Source organism: Enterobacter sp. ODB01 (genome assembly GCF_001623605.1).
GTDB lineage: Bacteria > Pseudomonadota > Gammaproteobacteria > Enterobacterales > Enterobacteriaceae > Enterobacter > Enterobacter kobei.
Genome location: NZ_CP015227.1, coordinates 3,770,259 through 3,787,260, shown reverse-complemented (window position 1 = coordinate 3,787,260; position 17,002 = coordinate 3,770,259). Strand labels below are relative to the sequence as shown.

Below are 17,002 nucleotides of genomic sequence, written 5' to 3'. Positions count from 1 at the left end.
GTAATTATTGGTTACGTCTTCGTTATCTACTTTAAGGAAACATCGCTCTTTATGAGCAATTCTTTATCAAAACGCGATTCCTTCAGCGCTTCCTTGACTCGCTTCAAGTTATCTCTGAATTTTGCGCCCCGGCGCAAGGTAAAACCGGTCGCCAGCACGTCTATAACCGTGAGCTGTGCCAGACGGGAAACCATAGGCATATACATATCGGTATCCTCCGGGACGTCCAGCGTAATGGCGAGCGTCGCCTCTCGTGCCAGCGGCGTACCGGCGGTGGTGAGGGCGATCACCATGGCATCGTTTTCACGGGCCAGCTGCGCCAGTTCCACCTGACTTTTGGTGCGGCCAGTATGCGAAATGAGTACCACGACGTCATCTTCACTGCAATTCATACAGCTCATGCGTTGCAGCACAATGTCATCGGAATAAATCACCGGCACGTTGAAGCGGAAGAATTTATTCATGGCATCGTGCGCCACGGCGGCCGACGACCCAAGTCCGAAGAACGCGATCCGCTTGGCCTGGGTAAGTAAATCCACCGCACGGTTCACCGAACTCATATCCAGAGACTGACGAACGTGGTCAAGCGTGGCCATAGCTGACTCAAAAATTTTCGCCGTGTAGGCATCTACGCTGTCGTCTTCATCCACATTACGATTAACATAAGGGGTGCCGTTTGCCAGACTTTGTGCCAGATGCAGTTTAAAATCAGGAAAGCCGCGCGTTTCCAGGCTACGGCAGAAGCGGTTAACCGTCGGTTCGCTGACGCCTGCTTCCTGAGCCAGCGCGGCGATGCTTGAATGAATCGCCTGAGCGGGAGAGGCAAGAATGACTTCAGCCACTTTTCGCTCGGATTTGCTAAGGTGTTCCAGTTGATACTGGATTTTTTCAAGCATATTCATTGTTAACAGGGCGCTCGTGGGGGTGGAAACGATTTCATAAATGGATGAAATCTTCATTCGATTAGCCGATATTACCCCTGTGGCTTCCATAAAGGGTAACAGTCGACAAGATAATGTTGTTGTTTTTTTTCATTACTTGATCGATGTCGGGTTTTGCTATGACCCTGTTGCGCAAATTATCGACGCTTGTTGCGTCATAATGCCCCCTTAATCGGCTGCAAGGCGAAAAATTGCCGTATCGCACGAGACGATAAGTGCTAATGGTTTCGGGAATGACGTAAAAGCAGTACAGTGCATTGTAATAAAATTACAACGATACCTGGCAGAAGTACCAGGTGATCCAACTGAGGAGAATGACATGGCGGTAACGCAAACAGCCCAGGCATGTGACCTGGTCATTTTCGGCGCGAAAGGCGATCTTGCACGCCGAAAATTGCTGCCTTCCCTGTATCAACTGGAGAAAGCGGGCCAAATTCATCCGGATACCCGTATCCTGGGGGTAGGGCGCGCCGACTGGGATAAGGACGCTTATACCAAAGTCGTCCGCGAGGCGCTCGAAACTTTCATGAAGGAAAAAATTGATGAAAGTTTGTGGGATACTCTGAGCGGTCGTCTTGATTTCTGCAACCTGGACGTCAATGACGTCAGCGCGTTTAACCGCCTGGGCGCCATGCTGGATCAGAAAAACCGTGTCACCATTAACTATTTCGCCATGCCGCCAAGCACTTTCGGCGCCATCTGCAAAGGTCTCGGCGAAGCCAAACTGAACGCCAAACCGGCGCGCGTGGTGATGGAGAAGCCGCTGGGTACCTCTCTGGCAACCTCGCGTGAAATCAACGACCAGGTGGGCGAGTTCTTCGAAGAGTGCCAGGTTTACCGTATCGACCACTATCTCGGTAAAGAGACGGTACTGAACCTGCTGGCGCTGCGTTTTGCTAACTCCCTGTTTGTGAATAACTGGGACAACCGCACTATCGACCATGTGGAAATCACCGTGGCGGAAGAAGTAGGTATCGAAGGCCGCTGGGGTTACTTTGACCAGGCAGGCCAGATGCGCGACATGATCCAGAACCACCTCCTGCAAATTCTGTGCATGATCGCCATGTCACCGCCGTCTGACCTGACGGCAGACAGCATTCGCGACGCCAAAGTCAAAGTGCTCAAGTCGCTGCGCCGCATTGACCGCTCCAACGTGCGTGAGAAGACCGTTCGCGGCCAGTACACCGCCGGGTTTGCGCAAGGCAAAAAAGTGCCGGGCTACCTGGAAGAAGAGGGCGCGAACAAATCCAGCAACACCGAGACTTTTGTGGCGATCCGCGTGGATATCGACGACTGGCGCTGGGCGGGCGTGCCGTTCTACCTGCGTACCGGTAAACGTCTGCCAACCAAATGTTCCGAAGTCGTCGTCTACTTCAAAAACCCGGAACTGAACCTGTTCAAAGAGTCCTGGCAGGAGCTGCCTCAGAACAAACTGACCATTCGTTTGCAGCCGGACGAAGGGGTTGATATCCAGATCCTCAACAAAGTGCCGGGCCTGGATCACAAGCATAACCTGCAGACCACCAAACTGGATCTGAGCTACTCCGAAACCTTCAACCAGACGCACCTCGCGGATGCTTATGAGCGTCTGCTGCTGGAAACCATGCGTGGTATCCAGGCGCTGTTCGTGCGTCGCGATGAAGTGGAAGAGGCGTGGAAATGGGTCGATTCCATTACCGAAGCCTGGGCAGCCGATCAGGATGCGCCAAAACCGTATCAGGCGGGCACCTGGGGGCCGGTTGCATCGGTGGCCATGATCACCCGTGATGGCCGCTCCTGGAACGAGTTTGAGTAGGATAATCCACTAGCCCGAAAGTGTTATTTTACCGGTAACATGATCTAACACAGCTAGTGGCACAATTTTTATTCTTTTAAGCGCCGCGTGGATTTCCCCGCGGCGCTTTTTTTATTACACTGCCGGAAGTGATTTTGCCCCAGAGCTCCGGACGGCAAGCGTTTCAGCGGTGTTAACAACTGCCAGCGACGTTGTAAACTCCTGAGCCCGGACAGATAAATTAGAGGAGCTTTTATGAATCCGACATTGTTACGCGTAACACAACGCATTATTGAGCGCTCGAAGGAGACCCGTTCGGCCTACCTCGCCCGGATTGAACAGGCAAAGAGCAATACCGTCCATCGCTCCCAGCTGGCCTGTGGTAACCTGGCGCACGGCTTCGCGGCCTGCCAGCCCGATGATAAAGCCTCCCTGAAAAGCATGTTGCGTAACAATATCGCCATTATTACCTCCTATAACGACATGCTCTCCGCCCACCAACCGTATGAGGTCTATCCCAATATCATTCGTAACGCGCTGCACAGCGTGAATGCGGTAGGTCAGGTCGCGGGTGGCGTGCCGGCAATGTGCGACGGTGTGACCCAGGGGCAGGATGGTATGGAGCTGTCGCTGCTCAGCCGCGAAGTGATTGCGATGTCTGCTGCAGTAGGCCTGTCACATAACATGTTTGATGGCGCACTGTACCTGGGCGTGTGCGACAAGATCGTTCCGGGACTGGTGATGGCAGCGCTGTCGTTTGGCCATCTGCCCGCGATCTTTGTGCCGTCTGGCCCGATGGCAAGCGGCCTGCCGAACAAAGAAAAAGTGCGTATTCGCCAGCTGTATGCGGAAGGAAAAGCAGACCGTCAGGCGCTGCTGGAGGCGGAAGCCGCGTCCTACCATGCGCCGGGTACCTGTACATTCTACGGCACGGCCAACACAAACCAGATGGTGGTGGAATTTATGGGCATGCAGCTGCCGGGCTCGTCCTTTATCCAGCCGGATGCACCTCTGCGTCAGGCCTTGACTGAGGCCGCAGCACGTCAGGTGACGCGTCTGACCGGAAACGGCAATGAATGGATGCCGATGGGCAAAATGGTCGACGAAAAAGTGATCGTCAACGGTATCGTGGCTCTGCTGGCCACCGGCGGTTCGACCAACCACACCATGCACCTGGTGGCCATGGCGCGCGCGGCGGGCATTCTGATCAACTGGGATGATTTCTCTGAGATCTCTTCCGTGGTGCCGCTGATGGCACGTCTTTACCCGAACGGTCCGGCGGACATCAACCACTTCCAGGCTGCGGGTGGCGTACCGCTGCTGATGCGCGAGCTGCTGAAAGGCGGTTTGCTGCATGAAGACGTCAACACCGTGGCAGGCTTTGGCCTGCAGCGCTATACCCAGGAGCCGTGGCTGAACAATGGCGAGCTGGACTGGCGCGACGGGGCGACCGCATCTCTCGATGCGCAGGTGATTGCCACCATCGACAAACCGTTCTCTCCTCATGGTGGCACCAAAGTGCTGAGCGGCAACCTCGGTCGTGCGGTGATGAAAACGTCTGCTGTACCGGAAGAGAACCAGGTTATTGAAGCGCCGGCTGTGGTGTTTGAAAGCCAGCACGACGTATTACCCGCTTTTGACGCGGGTCTGCTTGATAAAGACTGTGTGGTGGTAGTGCGTCATCAGGGGCCAAAAGCGAACGGCATGCCAGAATTACATAAACTTATGCCACCACTTGGTGTATTATTGGACCGCCGTTTCAAAATTGCGTTAGTGACCGATGGACGCCTCTCCGGTGCATCCGGCAAAGTGCCTTCAGCTATCCACGTCACGCCGGAAGCTTATGACGGCGGTTTGCTGGCGAAAGTGCGCGACGGTGACATGATCCGCGTGAACGGTCAGACAGGTGAGTTAACCCTGCTGGTGGATGAAGCAGAGCTGGCGGCACGTCAGCCACATATTCCTGACCTGAGCGCATCGCGCGTGGGGACCGGACGCGAAATGTTCAGCGCGCTGCGTGAGAAACTCTCCGGTGCGGAGCAGGGCGCGACCTGTATTACGTTTTAAGACGACTTGATTTTAACGATCTGGCGAGAGAAAACTCTGATGAAAAACTGGAAAACAAGTGCAGAAGCAATCCTGACCACTGGCCCTGTCGTGCCGGTTATCGTGGTAAACAAGCTGGAGCACGCTGTGCCAATGGCGAAAGCGCTGGTTGCGGGTGGCGTTCGTGTTCTGGAAGTGACCCTGCGTACCGCCTGCGCGATGGATGCGATTCGCGCTATCGCCAAAGAAGTGCCGGACGCTATCATCGGTGCGGGCACTGTTCTCAATGCGCAACAGCTGGCAGAAGTCACGGAGGCCGGAGCTCAGTTCGCTATCAGCCCTGGCCTGACCGAGCCGCTGCTGAAAGCAGCGACCGAAGGCACTATTCCTTTGATCCCGGGTATCAGCACCGTGTCTGAACTGATGCTGGGTATGGACTACGGTCTGAAAGAGTTCAAATTCTTCCCGGCAGAAGCCAACGGCGGCACCAAAGCGCTGCAGGCGATTGCAGGTCCATTCTCTCAGGTGCGTTTCTGCCCGACGGGCGGTATCTCTCCGGCGAACTACCGTGACTACCTGGCGCTGAAAAGCGTGCTGTGCATCGGGGGTTCATGGCTGGTGCCAGCGGATGCGCTGGAAGCGGGCGACTGGGATCGCATCACGAAACTGGCTCGCGAAGCGGTTGAAGGCGCGAAGCAATAAGTTTTTTATCGTATGAAAAACGGGCCTTTCGGCCCGTTTTTTTTATCCTGCTACCTTAACGTTCGCTGCCGCCGCTTTAGCGCGTGCGATGGCCTCGTCGACGTTATTCCCGGTTGCTAACGCCACGCCCAGACGACGGGTGCCGTCGATCTCCGGCTTACCGAACAAACGTACCTGTAACCCGGCGCCCGTTGCGCCCTCGACGTTATCAAACGTCACGTTCTGACTGGTCAGCTGCGGCAGGATCACCGCCGAGGCCGCCGGGCCGTACTGACGAATACCGCCAACCGGCAGGCCAAGGAAGGCGCGAACATGCAGGGCGAACTCGGAGAGATCCTGCGATATCAACGTCACCATACCGGTGTCATGCGGGCGAGGGGAGACTTCGCTGAAAATCACCTCGTCGCCGCAGACAAACAGCTCCACGCCGAACAGACCGTAACCACCTAACGCCAGAACGGTTTTACGGGCGATATCCTGGGCACGTTCCAGCGCCAGGGCGCTCATCTGCTGTGGCTGCCAGGATTCGCGGTAATCGCCATCCTCCTGGCGGTGACCGATCGGATCGCAGAAATGGACGCCATCCACGGCGCTGACGGTAAGCAGGGTGATTTCGAAATCAAACTTCACCACCCCCTCGACAATCACGCGGCCAGCTCCGGCACGGCCACCCTGTTGCGCATAATCCCAGGCTTTGTCCAGCGTGCTGCTGTCGCGGATAAAACTCTGTCCTTTTCCGGATGAGCTCATCACCGGCTTAATGATGCACGGGTAACCCATCTCATCGACGGCCTGCAGGAATGCGGTTTTATCGCCCGCAAAACGGTAGCTTGAAGTGGGCAGCCCCAGCTCCTCTGCCGCCAGGCGGCGAATGCCTTCGCGGTTCATGGTCAGTTTCGCTGCGTTGGCGCAAGGCACCACGCGCTGACCTTCCTGCTCAAGCGCGATCAGCGTATCGGTCGCGATAGCTTCAATCTCCGGCACCACAAAATCCGGTTTCTCCTGCGTGATGAGTGTCCGCAGAGCCTCTCCGTCCAGCATGTTAATCACATAAGAACGATGGGCAACATGCATGGCGGGCGCGTCGGCGTAGCGGTCTACGGCAATCACTTCTACCCCTAAACGCTGGCACTCAATGGCGACTTCTTTCCCCAGCTCGCCCGATCCTAACAGCATCACACGCGTCGCCGCAGGTCGCAGCGCGGTTCCTAAACGAGTCATAACATTCCCCCTGAAAAAGATGCGCGCAGTATAAACGAAAACGTTTGCGTCTGTCTTGCGCAGGGCAAAAGGGCCGACGAGAAATTTGCGCTTCTTTAGCCTCGACGGACATTTCCTGACGCCTGCTCGCTTACGCTGTGGAAATGTTAACCGTTAAGTGAGGGAAACCATGTCAGGCTGGTTAAATCAACTGCAATCCATGTTAGGGCAGAAAACATCAGGTTCAGGCGACCAGGGGCTCAGCAAACTGCTGGTACCGGGGGCGCTCGGAGGGCTGGCAGGGCTGCTGGTCGCCAATAAATCCTCACGTAAGCTGCTGGCAAAGTACGGTACCGGCGCGTTGCTGGCCGGTGGCGGCGCTATCGCCGGTACCGTGCTGTGGAATAAGTACAAGGACAGGGTACGCGCGGCGCACCAGGATGAACCCCACTTTGGGGAGGAGACTTCGCCGCTGGATCTACGTACGGAGCGGCTCATTCTTGCGCTGGTGTTTGCCGCAAAAAGCGACGGGCATATTGATGATAAAGAACGAGCGGCTATCGAGCAGCAGATGCGAGAAGCCGGCGTGGAGGAGCAGGGCAGAACGCTGGTGGCGCAGGCCATTGAGCAGCCGCTCGATCCGCAGCGTCTGGCGCAAAGCGTACAGAATGAGGAAGAGGCGCTGGAACTCTATTTCCTGAGCTGTGCCGCCATTGATATTGACCACTTTATGGAACGCAGCTATCTCAACGCCCTGGGCGATGCGTTGAAAATTCCTCAGGATGTTCGCGAGGGGATCGAGCAGGATATCCGGGAGCAAAAACAGACGCTACAGGGCTAGCGATCGCTGATGTAGCCATGTTTCGCTTGCATCATGCGCGGGTTTTGCCAACCTTATAGGGTGTAAAACTTAAAAGAATGATGTCATGCCACCGAAAGCCCGACGTACTCCGTATGCGATTACCACCCATGGCGATACGCGTATAGATAACTATTACTGGCTACGGGACGATTCACGTTCCCGCCCAGAGGTACTCGACTACCTGCATGAAGAAAACGATTACGGTCGCAAGGTCATGTCCAGCCAGCAGGCGCTTCAGGACCAGCTGCTGAACGAAATGGTGCAGCGCATTCCTCAGCGCGATATCTCCGCGCCCTGGACCAAAAACGGCTATCGTTATCGGCATATCTACGAGCCCGGCAGTGAATATCCCATCTATCAGCGACAGTCGGTATTAAGCGCCGAGTGGGATGAATGGGATATTCTGCTGGATGCCAACCAGCGTGCCGCCCACAGCGAGTTTTATACGCTGGGCGGTATGTCCATCTCCCCGGATAACACCATTATGGCGCTGGCGGAGGATTATCTCTCCCGTCGTCAGTATGGCCTGCGATTCCGCAATCTGGATACCGGTAACTGGTATCCGGAAATGCTGGAAAACGTCTCCCCGGATTTTGTCTGGGCGAACGATTCCGAGACGGTCTACTACGTTAAAAAGCACGCCGCCACGCTGCTGCCTTATCAGGTGTGGCGCCACAGTGTAGGCACGGACTCCGCCGATGACGAACTGGTCTATGAAGAGAAAGACGAAACGTTTTATGTCAGCCTGCATAAAACGTCCTCGCGCCACTATGTGATTATTTTCCTTGCCAGCGCTACCACCTCAGAGGTGCTGCTGCTGGATGCCGAGCTGCCTGATGCCCAGCCGCTCTGCTTTCTGCCGCGCCGAAAAGACCATGAGTACAGTCTGGATCACTTCCAGCACAGCTTTTATCTGCGCTCAAACCGCGAGGGAAAAAACTTTGGCCTGTATAAGACCAAGGTGCGCGACGAGCGCAAGTGGGAGGTGCTTATTCCCGCGCGGGAACAGGTGATGCTCGAAGGGTTCACGTTGTTTACCGACTGGCTGGTGGTGGAAGAGCGTCAGCGGGGGTTGACCAGTATCCGGCAAATCAACCGCAAAACGCGCGAGGTGATAGGGATCGCGTTTGACGACCCGGCCTACGTCACCTGGATTGGTTTTAATCCTGAGCCTGAATCGTCCCGGCTGCGCTATGGCTACTCGTCGATGACCACGCCGGATACGCTGTTCGAACTGGATATGGATACCGGCCAGCGCCAGGTATTGAAGCAAACAGAAGTGAAGGGATTTGAATCCGACAATTATCGTAGCGAACACCTGTGGGTTACCGCGCGCGATGGTGTCGAGGTGCCGGTTTCGCTCGTGTATCACAAGGCGCATTTTCAGAAAGGTAAAAACCCTATCCTGGTTTACGGCTACGGCTCCTATGGTTCCAGCATGGATGCCGACTTCAGCAGCAGCAGATTAAGTCTGCTCGATCGCGGTTTTGTTTTTGCCATCGCTCATATTCGCGGCGGCGGTGAGCTGGGCCAGCACTGGTATGAAGACGGGAAATTCCTGAAAAAGCAAAACACGTTCAATGATTATCTCGACGTTTGCGACGCCTTAATTGAACAAGGCTATGGCGATCCGCAGCTCTGCTTTGGCATGGGCGGCAGCGCGGGCGGCATGCTGATGGGCGCTGTGATCAATCAGCGTCCCGAGCGTTTTAAGGGCATCGTTGCGCAGGTACCGTTTGTCGATGTGGTCACCACCATGCTCGACGAATCTATCCCGCTCACGACCGGGGAGTTTGAAGAGTGGGGGAATCCACAGGATGAAACCTATTATCGCTATATGAAAGCGTACAGCCCGTACGATAACGTGGAAGCGAAAGCCTACCCGCACATGCTGGTGACCACCGGTTTGCACGATTCACAGGTGCAGTACTGGGAACCGGCGAAATGGGTGGCGAAGCTGCGGGAACTGAAAACCGACGACAACCTGCTGCTGCTCTGTACCGATATGGACTCCGGGCACGGAGGGAAGTCGGGGCGGTTTAAATCTTATGAAGGGGTGGCGCTGGAATACGCCTTTTTGATCGGCCTGGCGCAGGATACGCTTCCAGGCCAGGCTGAACGTTAAGCTTCACCCAGATAATGCTTCAGGGTTAAGCGTAGCTCCGGGCTCATCTTGTCGAGGTTGTTATACAGCCAGCGCAGATAGCCCGGATCTTTATCCGCAATATCCGATACTGCTCTTCCGCGGTATTTTCCGAAGGTGAACGTCGTCAGCAGTGCAGGACGACCGGTAATCGTCGCCATATCATCGGGTGTCCAGCCGGAAGTATTCATAATATCGATCAGTAGCGCAGCGGTGATATAGCAGTCATACAGGGCGCGGTGATGGTGAAGCCCTTCAGGCGTTCTGACGCTGAGCTTGCGGGATTTATACAGCGCCATATTGCTGTATTTGATCCCCGGCCACAGGCGACGCGCCAGCTTCATGGTGCAAATCCACTCCCCGGGCATGTCGGGAAGAACCCGACGGTCGAAGCTGGCATTGTGGGCGACATACCACGGGCTGCCATAGTAGTGCGGGATAATGTCTTCTATCCAGGGTTTATCCGCCACCATTGATTCAGTGATGCGATGGATAGCCATGGCCTGCGGGCTAATAGAGCGATCGGGCCGCACCAGATGGCTCATCGGGTTGACTATTTTTCCGTCAACGACGTCGACCGAGGCCACCTCCACAATTCCGCCCTGAAGATCGCAAGTTTCGGTATCAATGACGCGCAGCATGAAAATCTCCTGAGCTTAAAACGCTTAGCCTAAAGGAATGATATCGCCTTGCCAACCCTGTCGGTTAAGCGTGCCGGTCAACAGCAGCTCGCCTTTATCCGCCCGCACGATCAACTGGCCTTTTTCATCCCATAATGCGCTGCCGGTGCTGGCGTTCGCCATTAATACCGCAATGGCATATTTGTGTGCAAAGCGTTGCAGGGTGCTGATGGACTGCCGCCAGCGGTTGTCCCTTACCGACTGGCTGCTGGTGAACAGCGTTGCCTGCGGATCGAGATTGGGGGAATCGCCCTGCGCATCAATGATGGTGAGCTGTTTATCCCCCGGAACCAGGCTCGCACCGCCGCCTTGCGGATAGCGCACGATGCTCTGGCGAGAGGGCGTAAAGAGCACGAGACCTTTCTGGCGCTGGCCATTCCGCTCAAGGGGAAGCCCGGCAATAACGCTAATCTGGTACAAATGTGCCGCATCAAGCAAGGGTTCCAGCTGCGCGTCGCACGGTGGGGGAGGTAACGTCGTTGTGCCTGAGCCGGTTAAGGAGAGTTCCGGGAAGACCAGCAGATCGCACTGCTGCTGTGCCGCTTCGGCAATGAAGCGTAGGTGGTGGGTAACGTGTTCATCAACACTGTGATACTGCCCGCCATACTGGGCTGCCGCTATATTCCATTGTGACATCGTGACTTCCTTATACACTGAGTCGCAGGGATTTAAGAATACACCTAATTTAATCAGGGTTTTCTTATCCTGCCAGATTTCGCGTAAGGAAGTGTAACGACTCGTTAAGCTTATTTAACTTTAGGCTCGTACGGCAGACGAGAGAGGTTGACCGAAGCGAGACGGTGAGCAATTAATCTTTCCCGGAACCAGTCGCGCAAATGTGCGGGTTGTTCCCGTTCCACAACTTCAGCCACGATGGGCATGTTGTAACGCTCTTTGAACGCAACGCCAGCGGCTGCGAGATCGACATTCACTTTATCCATCTCGTCCTGAGGAAGGGCGGCCAGATTGATTTTCATTTCCTTCTCCTGTTTATGAGGCGGCAACGTTACCGCGATTGCGCGACGATGACAAGCGGAGGTGGGATGATCCTCGACTCGTCTATTATACAGCGTTATTCTTTAGCATACAGACATAACAAAAAGGAATGATCGCGATGGGATTATCCACTTCACGCACGGTATGCGCGCTGGTTTTTCTGGCATCAGTCGTTATCTCACCTACTGTGCTGGCGCATGCGCATCTTAAACAGCAGAGCCCGGCAGCAGACAGCGTGGTGAGCGCTCCGCAGTCACTGACGCTGAATTTTTCGGAAGGTATTGAACCGGGGTTTAGCGATGTGGTGGTGACGGATGCGCACAAGCAGGTCGTCAAAATGGGAGCCGTAACGCGAGACGAAAAGAACAAGGCTCAACTGATCGTTCCGCTGGCGCAAACGCTGGCGACCGGAACCTACCAGGTGGACTGGCATGTGGTTTCCGTCGACGGCCACAAAACCAAAGGTAGCTATCACTTTAGCGTGAAATAGCATGCTGGCACTGGTCTATGTTGGGTTGCGCTTTATCCATTTCGCGGCGCTGATGCTCGTTTTTGGTAATGCGCTATACAGCGTCTGGTTGGCGCCTTCCTCTCTCCACCGTCTGATGGCTCTGCGTTTCGCGCTGCAGCAGCGGGTGGCATCTTTAATCAGCCTGGCCGCTGCGCTTCTGATGTTCATGCTTCAGGGCGGATTAATGGGCGACGGCTGGGGAGATGTGTTTAACCCGCAAGTCTGGCACGGCGTACTGGGGACGCAGTTTGGCAGCGTCTGGCTGTGGCAAATTATCCTGGCTTCCATTACGGTTGCTGCCGCGTGGCTTGCGCCGCTGAAAGGCTCCCGGCTACTACTGCTCGCAATGGGGCAGTTTGTCCTGCTGGCAGGGGTAGGCCACGCGACGATGAACGAAGGTCCGTTGGGGGCTGTGCAGCGTCTCAATCATGCCGTTCATCTGTTATGTGCCGCAACCTGGCTCGGCGGATTACTGCCGCTGCTGTTCTGCATGCATCTGGCAAAAGGGCGCTGGCAGAACGCGGCCATCTACACCATGATGCGTTTCTCGCGCGTAGGCCACTATGCCGTCGCGGGCGTGCTGCTCACAGGGACGATCAATTCGCTCTTGATTCTGGGCGTCCATATTCCCTGGCAGGCTGGCTACGTGCAGCTTTTATTGTTCAAATGTGCGCTGGTGGCGTTGATGGTGGCAATTGCGCTGGCAAATCGGTATTTTCTGGTGCCACGGTTTCGTCCGGATTCCGGGTGGGCACAACAGCTTTTTATCAGGATGACACAGGCAGAAGTGGTGCTGGGAGCGCTGGTTCTGGCAGCGGTCAGCCTGTTCGCCACCTGGGAACCCTTCTGACAAGGTTAACTAACATATGAAAAAAACAGTACTTTCGCTCTTATTGCTGGCCTGCACGGGGAGCGCTCTGGCCGCGCCGCAGGTGATCACCGTCAGCCGTTTTGAAGTGGGTAAAGACAAGTGGGCGTTTAATCGCGAAGAGGTGATGCTGACCTGTCGTCCGGGACATGCGTTATACGCGATCAACCCGAGTACGCTGGTGCAATACCCGTTGAATGAGGTTGCAGAGCAGCAGGTGGCCAGCGGCAAGAGCAGCGGCCAGCCCATCAGCGTGATCCAGATTGATGACCCGGCTCACCCGGGGCAGAAGATGAGCCTGACACCGTTTATCGAACGCGCTGACAAGCTCTGCTAGCGTTCAGGTTTCCAATAAAAAAACCGCAGATGCTCGCGAAAGCACTGCGGTTTTTTGTTTTTGATGATGATTTAACGCTTTTTTTCTGGCCGCTTTAACTGTGGACTGGAAAACCTGGCGTCGTCATCTATTCTTAAAAGGCAAGGCGACTTAGCCTGCATTAATGCCAACTTTTAGCGCACGGCTCTCTCCCAAGAGCCATTTCCCTGGACCGAATACAGGAATCGTATTCGGTCTCTTTTTATCTGTATGAAAGACAATACGTTACGTCTTTTATCATCTTTATGCAGTGGATGCATCCTGTGCGACTTCGTAAAACATATCACAACACCGCAGGCGGAAGTCCAGCCCTTTTTGCCTGTTTTGTTAAATTTTTGTGAGCAATTAAGGAAAGTCAGCGCCGTGCTTAAAAGCGGGATTTTACCGACGCCTCAATTTCATCAAGCAATTCAAAACGACGGCGGTATTCCGCACGCTTCTTGCTCGCGATCTCGTCGAGAGATTTGCGTTCCATCTGCAGCGGGAGTTGCCAGCAGAAGCCGGAGACCTTTTTACCGCCCAGAGAATCCCAGAATTCGTCATAGCTGGCGTGGAAATGGCGGCCTTTGCTGAGGCGATAGCGCAATGCGCGGAAAACGTGTCCCTCGTCGCTGACGGCAAAAATCGCCTTCACAGATGACTGTAAGGCCAGCTGGAAAAGAACTTCCATCAGCACGCGTTTTGGGAACAGGCCGTGACAGGCGCGGGTGGATTGTTTAATGACGTCCCGCGACACGCAGCGGCGGGGGCCCTGAAGCCCGCCAATCACTATTACGCGTTGTCCGTTGCTGCGGGCTACGCTAAAGGTCAGGCTGGCAAGCAGCGTATCCTCGTTATCGCGCAGCCACAGCGTGCTCTCACCTTCGCGCTCGGCTTTCCCGGCAGAGGATGCATTAACCGTATAGATCACGCCCTCTTTTGCATGGAACTGAACAACGGTTTGTTCCTGCGGGCTGGTCAGCGCCTGGGCGAGGGCGCGCTCTTTCAGGCTATCGATCCAGTAATAATGGTTAACGATAGCGTCGGCGCGATCGTTCGCGGTCAGGCCACGCATCAGATACTGCCGATGGGTCTTGCTGGGCAATGTAATTTGAGCGGCGAGCAGTTTGTCGAAATCGTCACGCCCTGAAAGGGCTTCCAGCATACGACGGGTGGAAGTCCAGAACAGAAGCGAACGTAAAAGGAACTTCAGCCGATAATCGCGTTTCCGCCAGATGGGGCCCGGGACACGTTCGCCGTTCACCAGCTCGGAAATTATATTTGTGCGATGTGGGTAGAACACATCGTTATGCAGGTGTGTATTAGACACGTGAAGATCCCTCGTTTTTTTCTGCCTCTATTCTAAGGAGCCAGGAATAAGGGATTAATAGCGTGAGGATCTTTATTTCTGGTTGGTTTACCGTTTGTTTGACTTTGTAAGAACCGCTCCCGTCTTTTGCTTTTTATACGGCGGCTATACTGTTTAAAGGAGGCCTTATGTATCAGCGAATAGAGGGTGGGATGTGGCGTCACGTCTGGGTTGTCAGCGATATACATGGCTGTTATCAGTGGCTTATGGACGAACTGAAACGCCGCCATTTTAATCCGTATGAGGATTTGCTTATTTCTGTTGGCGATTTGATCGATCGCGGTCCTGACAGCGTAAAAACACTGCAGCTCATCAATGAGAAATGGTTCAGAGCCGTGCGGGGTAACCATGAGCAAATGGCAATGGATAGCCTGGACAATAACGATTCTGCGTTGTGGGCGATGAATGGTGGAGTGTGGTTTACGCGCCTTGATCGCGAGCAGCAGGCGCTGGCGCGAACGTTACTAAACGCCTGCCGCGAATTGCCGCATATTATCGAGATAACCTGCGCAAACGGTCTCAATGTTATTGCGCACGCAGATTACCCCGCCGCGGAATACCGCTGGCAAAAACCGGTGAGCGCCCAGCGCGTGCTGTGGGATCGCGACAGGTTGATGGGCTTTATGGTGGGCAAAGGGCAGGGGATTAGCGGTGCGGATCATTTCTGGTTCGGGCATACGCCCGTCGACAGGCGGTATGATTTTGATAACCTGCACTATATTGATACCGGAGCGGTGTTCGACGGTTACTTCACGCTGGCACAGCTACAGTAATAAATAACCCGCCTTCGGGCGGGTTCTCTTTAGGTCAGGCAAGGCGCATGACCCAGGCATCGGTTTTGCTATCGTAATGCTCACGGTAAAGAACAGAGTGTTCGCCATCAAGTATCGCCGGGACGCTGGTATCCGCATCCCATGCGTCGAGTTGCATGCACAAATCCGGGTCGGACTTGCAGGGAATACTTAACGTTCGATCGCCTTGTGCTTCGCCGCGCAGCTCTGCGTCGTCGATCTCAAAAGCGCCAATACGCACGCTGGTTTTCGTCATAGTGCTCTCCGGGTCGGTTTTCAGAATCTGGTATGACCAGTATGGGCATCCATTTTTGATCGTAGACAAGGAGAGCAAAATCGCCAGTAAAAAAATGCGCTTTTTTTAGTCGGTGGGACTGTTACCCGTAAACAACCGGCCATCGCGGACCAACTCCCGCGGATAACTATTTTTCAGCCGCGAGCCGACCTTTTTCGCCAGACCCAACGGGAAGCCCTGATACGTCACAATAACCTCATCCTGAGACGGGGTGGTTTCCGGGTAAACGTCGCGACCACGATACCACTCTTCGGCTTCCTGATGCGTCAGTTCAAACGTGTTATCGCTGTCCGCCAGGGCGATGACCGCTTCGTGCTGCCAGCGGTACCCTTTATTATGCACTTCCGCCAGGCGGATCCCGATACGTGAAAAACGGACTCTACCAATAAGCGGCTCAATGGGTGCCGGGAACAGCCATATCTCTTTATCACGCATCCAGAGGTGCAGATTCTCATCCCAGATCAGCCCAACCTTGTTGGCGGCGGCTTTAAGTTGCACAGCATCGCGGCCTTTCAGCGGGGCGAACGGGAAATTGCCGACCTTAAATTTCGGGGCTGGCAGGGGAGCCACCGCCTGAGTTTTGCGCAGACGAGCCACAAAGAACCCTTCGCAGTCGTAAATCTGCGGGAACACGTGCAGGAAACCTTCCGGCGTGGCGGCCTCATCTGCCGTGGCAAACAGATCGTTAAGTGGCAGGAACTCAACGGCATCCGTGTATTGCGCTTTCAACCACAGACAGACGTCTTCGTTTTCATCGCGGTTGAGGGTACAGGTGGAGTACACCAGCGTGCCGCCGGGTCGCAGGGCGTGAAAGGCGCTGTCGATCAGTTCGCGCTGCGTGGCAGCGATTTCAAGATTGCTTTCCACAGACCAGTTCTTTAACGCATCGGGATCTTTACGCACTACCCCCTCGCCGGAGCAGGGGGCGTCGAGCAGAATGGCATCGAACGCTTCCGGCAAGGCGGCGCCAAACACGCGTCCGTCAAAATGCGTCAGGGCGACATTCTGGATACCGCAGCGGCTGATGTTGGCATGCAAGACTTTCACGCGGCTGGCGGAAAATTCGTTTGCAAGAATCGCCCCGTGATTACCCATCCGGGCGGCAATTTGTGTTGTTTTGGAGCCGGGCGCGGCGGCAACGTCCATCACGCGTTCAGGTGCGTTGCCTTCTGCGAACAGGGCGGCAACCGGCAGCATCGAACTGGCTTCCTGAATATAAAACAGACCGCTCAGATGTTCTGCGGTACTTCCCAGCGGCACGGCATCTTCGTCATCGCGCTCGATCCAAAACCCCTCTGCACACCAGGGCACCGGCGTAAGCTGCCAGTTGTAGGGGGAAACCAGCGTCAGAAAATCATCGACGCTGATTTTCAGCGTGTTGACGCGAATGCTCCGGCGTAACGGACGCTGGCAGGCGGCGATAAAATCATCTAACGACAGATGAGAGGGGAGCGCCTCGCGCATTTGCG

17 protein-coding genes are annotated in these 17,002 nt (G+C 55.1%); 9 read left to right on the top strand and 8 right to left on the bottom strand.

From position 1 onward, the window contains the following. Positions 1–26 precede the first annotated feature (26 nt). Positions 27–902 (bottom strand): MurR/RpiR family transcriptional regulator, encoded by an 876-nt coding sequence (locus A4308_RS17950; RefSeq protein ID WP_032629265.1) that lies wholly within the window; start codon positions 900–902, stop codon positions 27–29. A 358-nt stretch (positions 903–1,260) separates the two neighbouring features. Here A4308_RS17950 and zwf point away from each other — a divergent pair, with 358 nt between their 5' ends. The 3 genes from zwf (at position 1,261) to kdgA (ending at position 5,463) form a co-directional block, all read left to right on the top strand. Then, positions 1,261–2,736 (top strand): glucose-6-phosphate dehydrogenase, encoded by a 1,476-nt coding sequence (gene zwf, locus A4308_RS17945; protein ID WP_014884309.1) that lies wholly within the window; start codon positions 1,261–1,263, stop codon positions 2,734–2,736. Between the two features lie 234 nt (positions 2,737–2,970). After that, entirely contained in the window at positions 2,971–4,782 is a 1,812-nt protein-coding gene (gene edd / locus A4308_RS17940) for a phosphogluconate dehydratase (RefSeq protein WP_032636199.1), read from the top strand. A 39-nt stretch (positions 4,783–4,821) separates the two neighbouring features. Beyond that, complete coding sequence (gene kdgA / locus A4308_RS17935; protein WP_014884307.1) at positions 4,822–5,463, top strand: bifunctional 4-hydroxy-2-oxoglutarate aldolase/2-dehydro-3-deoxy-phosphogluconate aldolase; 642 nt, start codon at positions 4,822–4,824, stop codon at positions 5,461–5,463. A 42-nt stretch (positions 5,464–5,505) separates the two neighbouring features. Here kdgA and purT read toward each other — a convergent pair whose 3' ends face one another. Then, complete coding sequence (gene purT / locus A4308_RS17930) at positions 5,506–6,684, bottom strand: formate-dependent phosphoribosylglycinamide formyltransferase (protein WP_023330716.1); 1,179 nt, start codon at positions 6,682–6,684, stop codon at positions 5,506–5,508. Between the two features lie 169 nt (positions 6,685–6,853). On the opposite strand from purT, the gene A4308_RS17925 reads away from it, so the two are divergent. Together A4308_RS17925 and ptrB are read left to right on the top strand one after the other, a co-directional pair. Then, a complete protein-coding gene (locus tag A4308_RS17925; protein WP_023338434.1) occupies positions 6,854–7,504 on the top strand; it encodes a tellurite resistance TerB family protein in 651 nt (216 codons plus the stop codon). 85 nt (positions 7,505–7,589) lie between these two features. Next, complete coding sequence (gene ptrB / locus A4308_RS17920) at positions 7,590–9,650, top strand: oligopeptidase B (protein ID WP_045281178.1); 2,061 nt, start codon at positions 7,590–7,592, stop codon at positions 9,648–9,650. On the opposite strand, the gene exoX is transcribed toward ptrB, so the two are convergent. The 3 genes from exoX to A4308_RS17905 form a co-directional block, all read right to left on the bottom strand. Next, positions 9,647–10,309 (bottom strand): exodeoxyribonuclease X, encoded by a 663-nt coding sequence (exoX, locus tag A4308_RS17915; protein WP_045281179.1) that lies wholly within the window; start codon positions 10,307–10,309, stop codon positions 9,647–9,649. The genes ptrB and exoX overlap by 4 nt on opposite strands. 24 nt (positions 10,310–10,333) lie before the next feature. Further along, the gene (locus A4308_RS17910; RefSeq protein ID WP_045281180.1) at positions 10,334–10,984 is read right to left on the bottom strand and encodes a carbon-nitrogen hydrolase family protein; all 651 of its coding nucleotides are present in this window, start codon (positions 10,982–10,984) and stop codon (positions 10,334–10,336) included. A 110-nt stretch (positions 10,985–11,094) separates the two neighbouring features. Then, positions 11,095–11,325: a DNA polymerase III subunit theta gene (locus tag A4308_RS17905; RefSeq protein WP_013096102.1), complete on the bottom strand. Its 231-nt coding sequence runs from the start codon at positions 11,323–11,325 to the stop codon at positions 11,095–11,097. Positions 11,326–11,462: 137 nt separating this feature from the next. Between A4308_RS17905 and yobA the strand changes: the two genes are divergently transcribed. Genes yobA through A4308_RS17890 form a run of 3 tightly spaced genes read left to right on the top strand, consistent with a single transcriptional unit; the run spans position 11,463 to position 13,060 of the window. After that, positions 11,463–11,834, top strand: coding sequence for a CopC domain-containing protein YobA (gene yobA, locus A4308_RS17900; protein WP_045281181.1), 372 nt, complete (start codon positions 11,463–11,465; stop codon positions 11,832–11,834). Position 11,835: 1 nt separating this feature from the next. Next, complete coding sequence (gene copD / locus A4308_RS17895) at positions 11,836–12,705, top strand: copper homeostasis membrane protein CopD (protein WP_023330712.1); 870 nt, start codon at positions 11,836–11,838, stop codon at positions 12,703–12,705. 16 nt (positions 12,706–12,721) lie between these two features. Further along, positions 12,722–13,060, top strand: coding sequence for a YebY family protein (locus tag A4308_RS17890; protein ID WP_014884299.1), 339 nt, complete (start codon positions 12,722–12,724; stop codon positions 13,058–13,060). Positions 13,061–13,466: 406 nt separating this feature from the next. Here the strand turns inward: A4308_RS17890 and A4308_RS17885 are convergent, their stop codons facing one another. Beyond that, complete coding sequence (locus A4308_RS17885) at positions 13,467–14,408, bottom strand: VirK/YbjX family protein (protein WP_045281182.1); 942 nt, start codon at positions 14,406–14,408, stop codon at positions 13,467–13,469. Between the two features lie 167 nt (positions 14,409–14,575). On the opposite strand from A4308_RS17885, the gene pphA reads away from it, so the two are divergent. Next, a complete protein-coding gene (gene pphA, locus A4308_RS17880) occupies positions 14,576–15,220 on the top strand; it encodes a protein-serine/threonine phosphatase (RefSeq protein ID WP_014884297.1) in 645 nt (214 codons plus the stop codon). Between the two features lie 34 nt (positions 15,221–15,254). Here pphA and A4308_RS17875 read toward each other — a convergent pair whose 3' ends face one another. Both A4308_RS17875 and rsmF read right to left on the bottom strand, forming a co-directional pair. Further along, positions 15,255–15,494: a YebV family protein gene (locus tag A4308_RS17875; protein WP_008500472.1), complete on the bottom strand. Its 240-nt coding sequence runs from the start codon at positions 15,492–15,494 to the stop codon at positions 15,255–15,257. Positions 15,495–15,599: 105 nt separating this feature from the next. Then, positions 15,600–16,997, bottom strand: coding sequence for a 16S rRNA (cytosine(1407)-C(5))-methyltransferase RsmF (gene rsmF, locus A4308_RS17870; protein WP_245000210.1), 1,398 nt, complete (start codon positions 16,995–16,997; stop codon positions 15,600–15,602). Between the last annotated feature and the right edge of the window lie 5 nt (positions 16,998–17,002).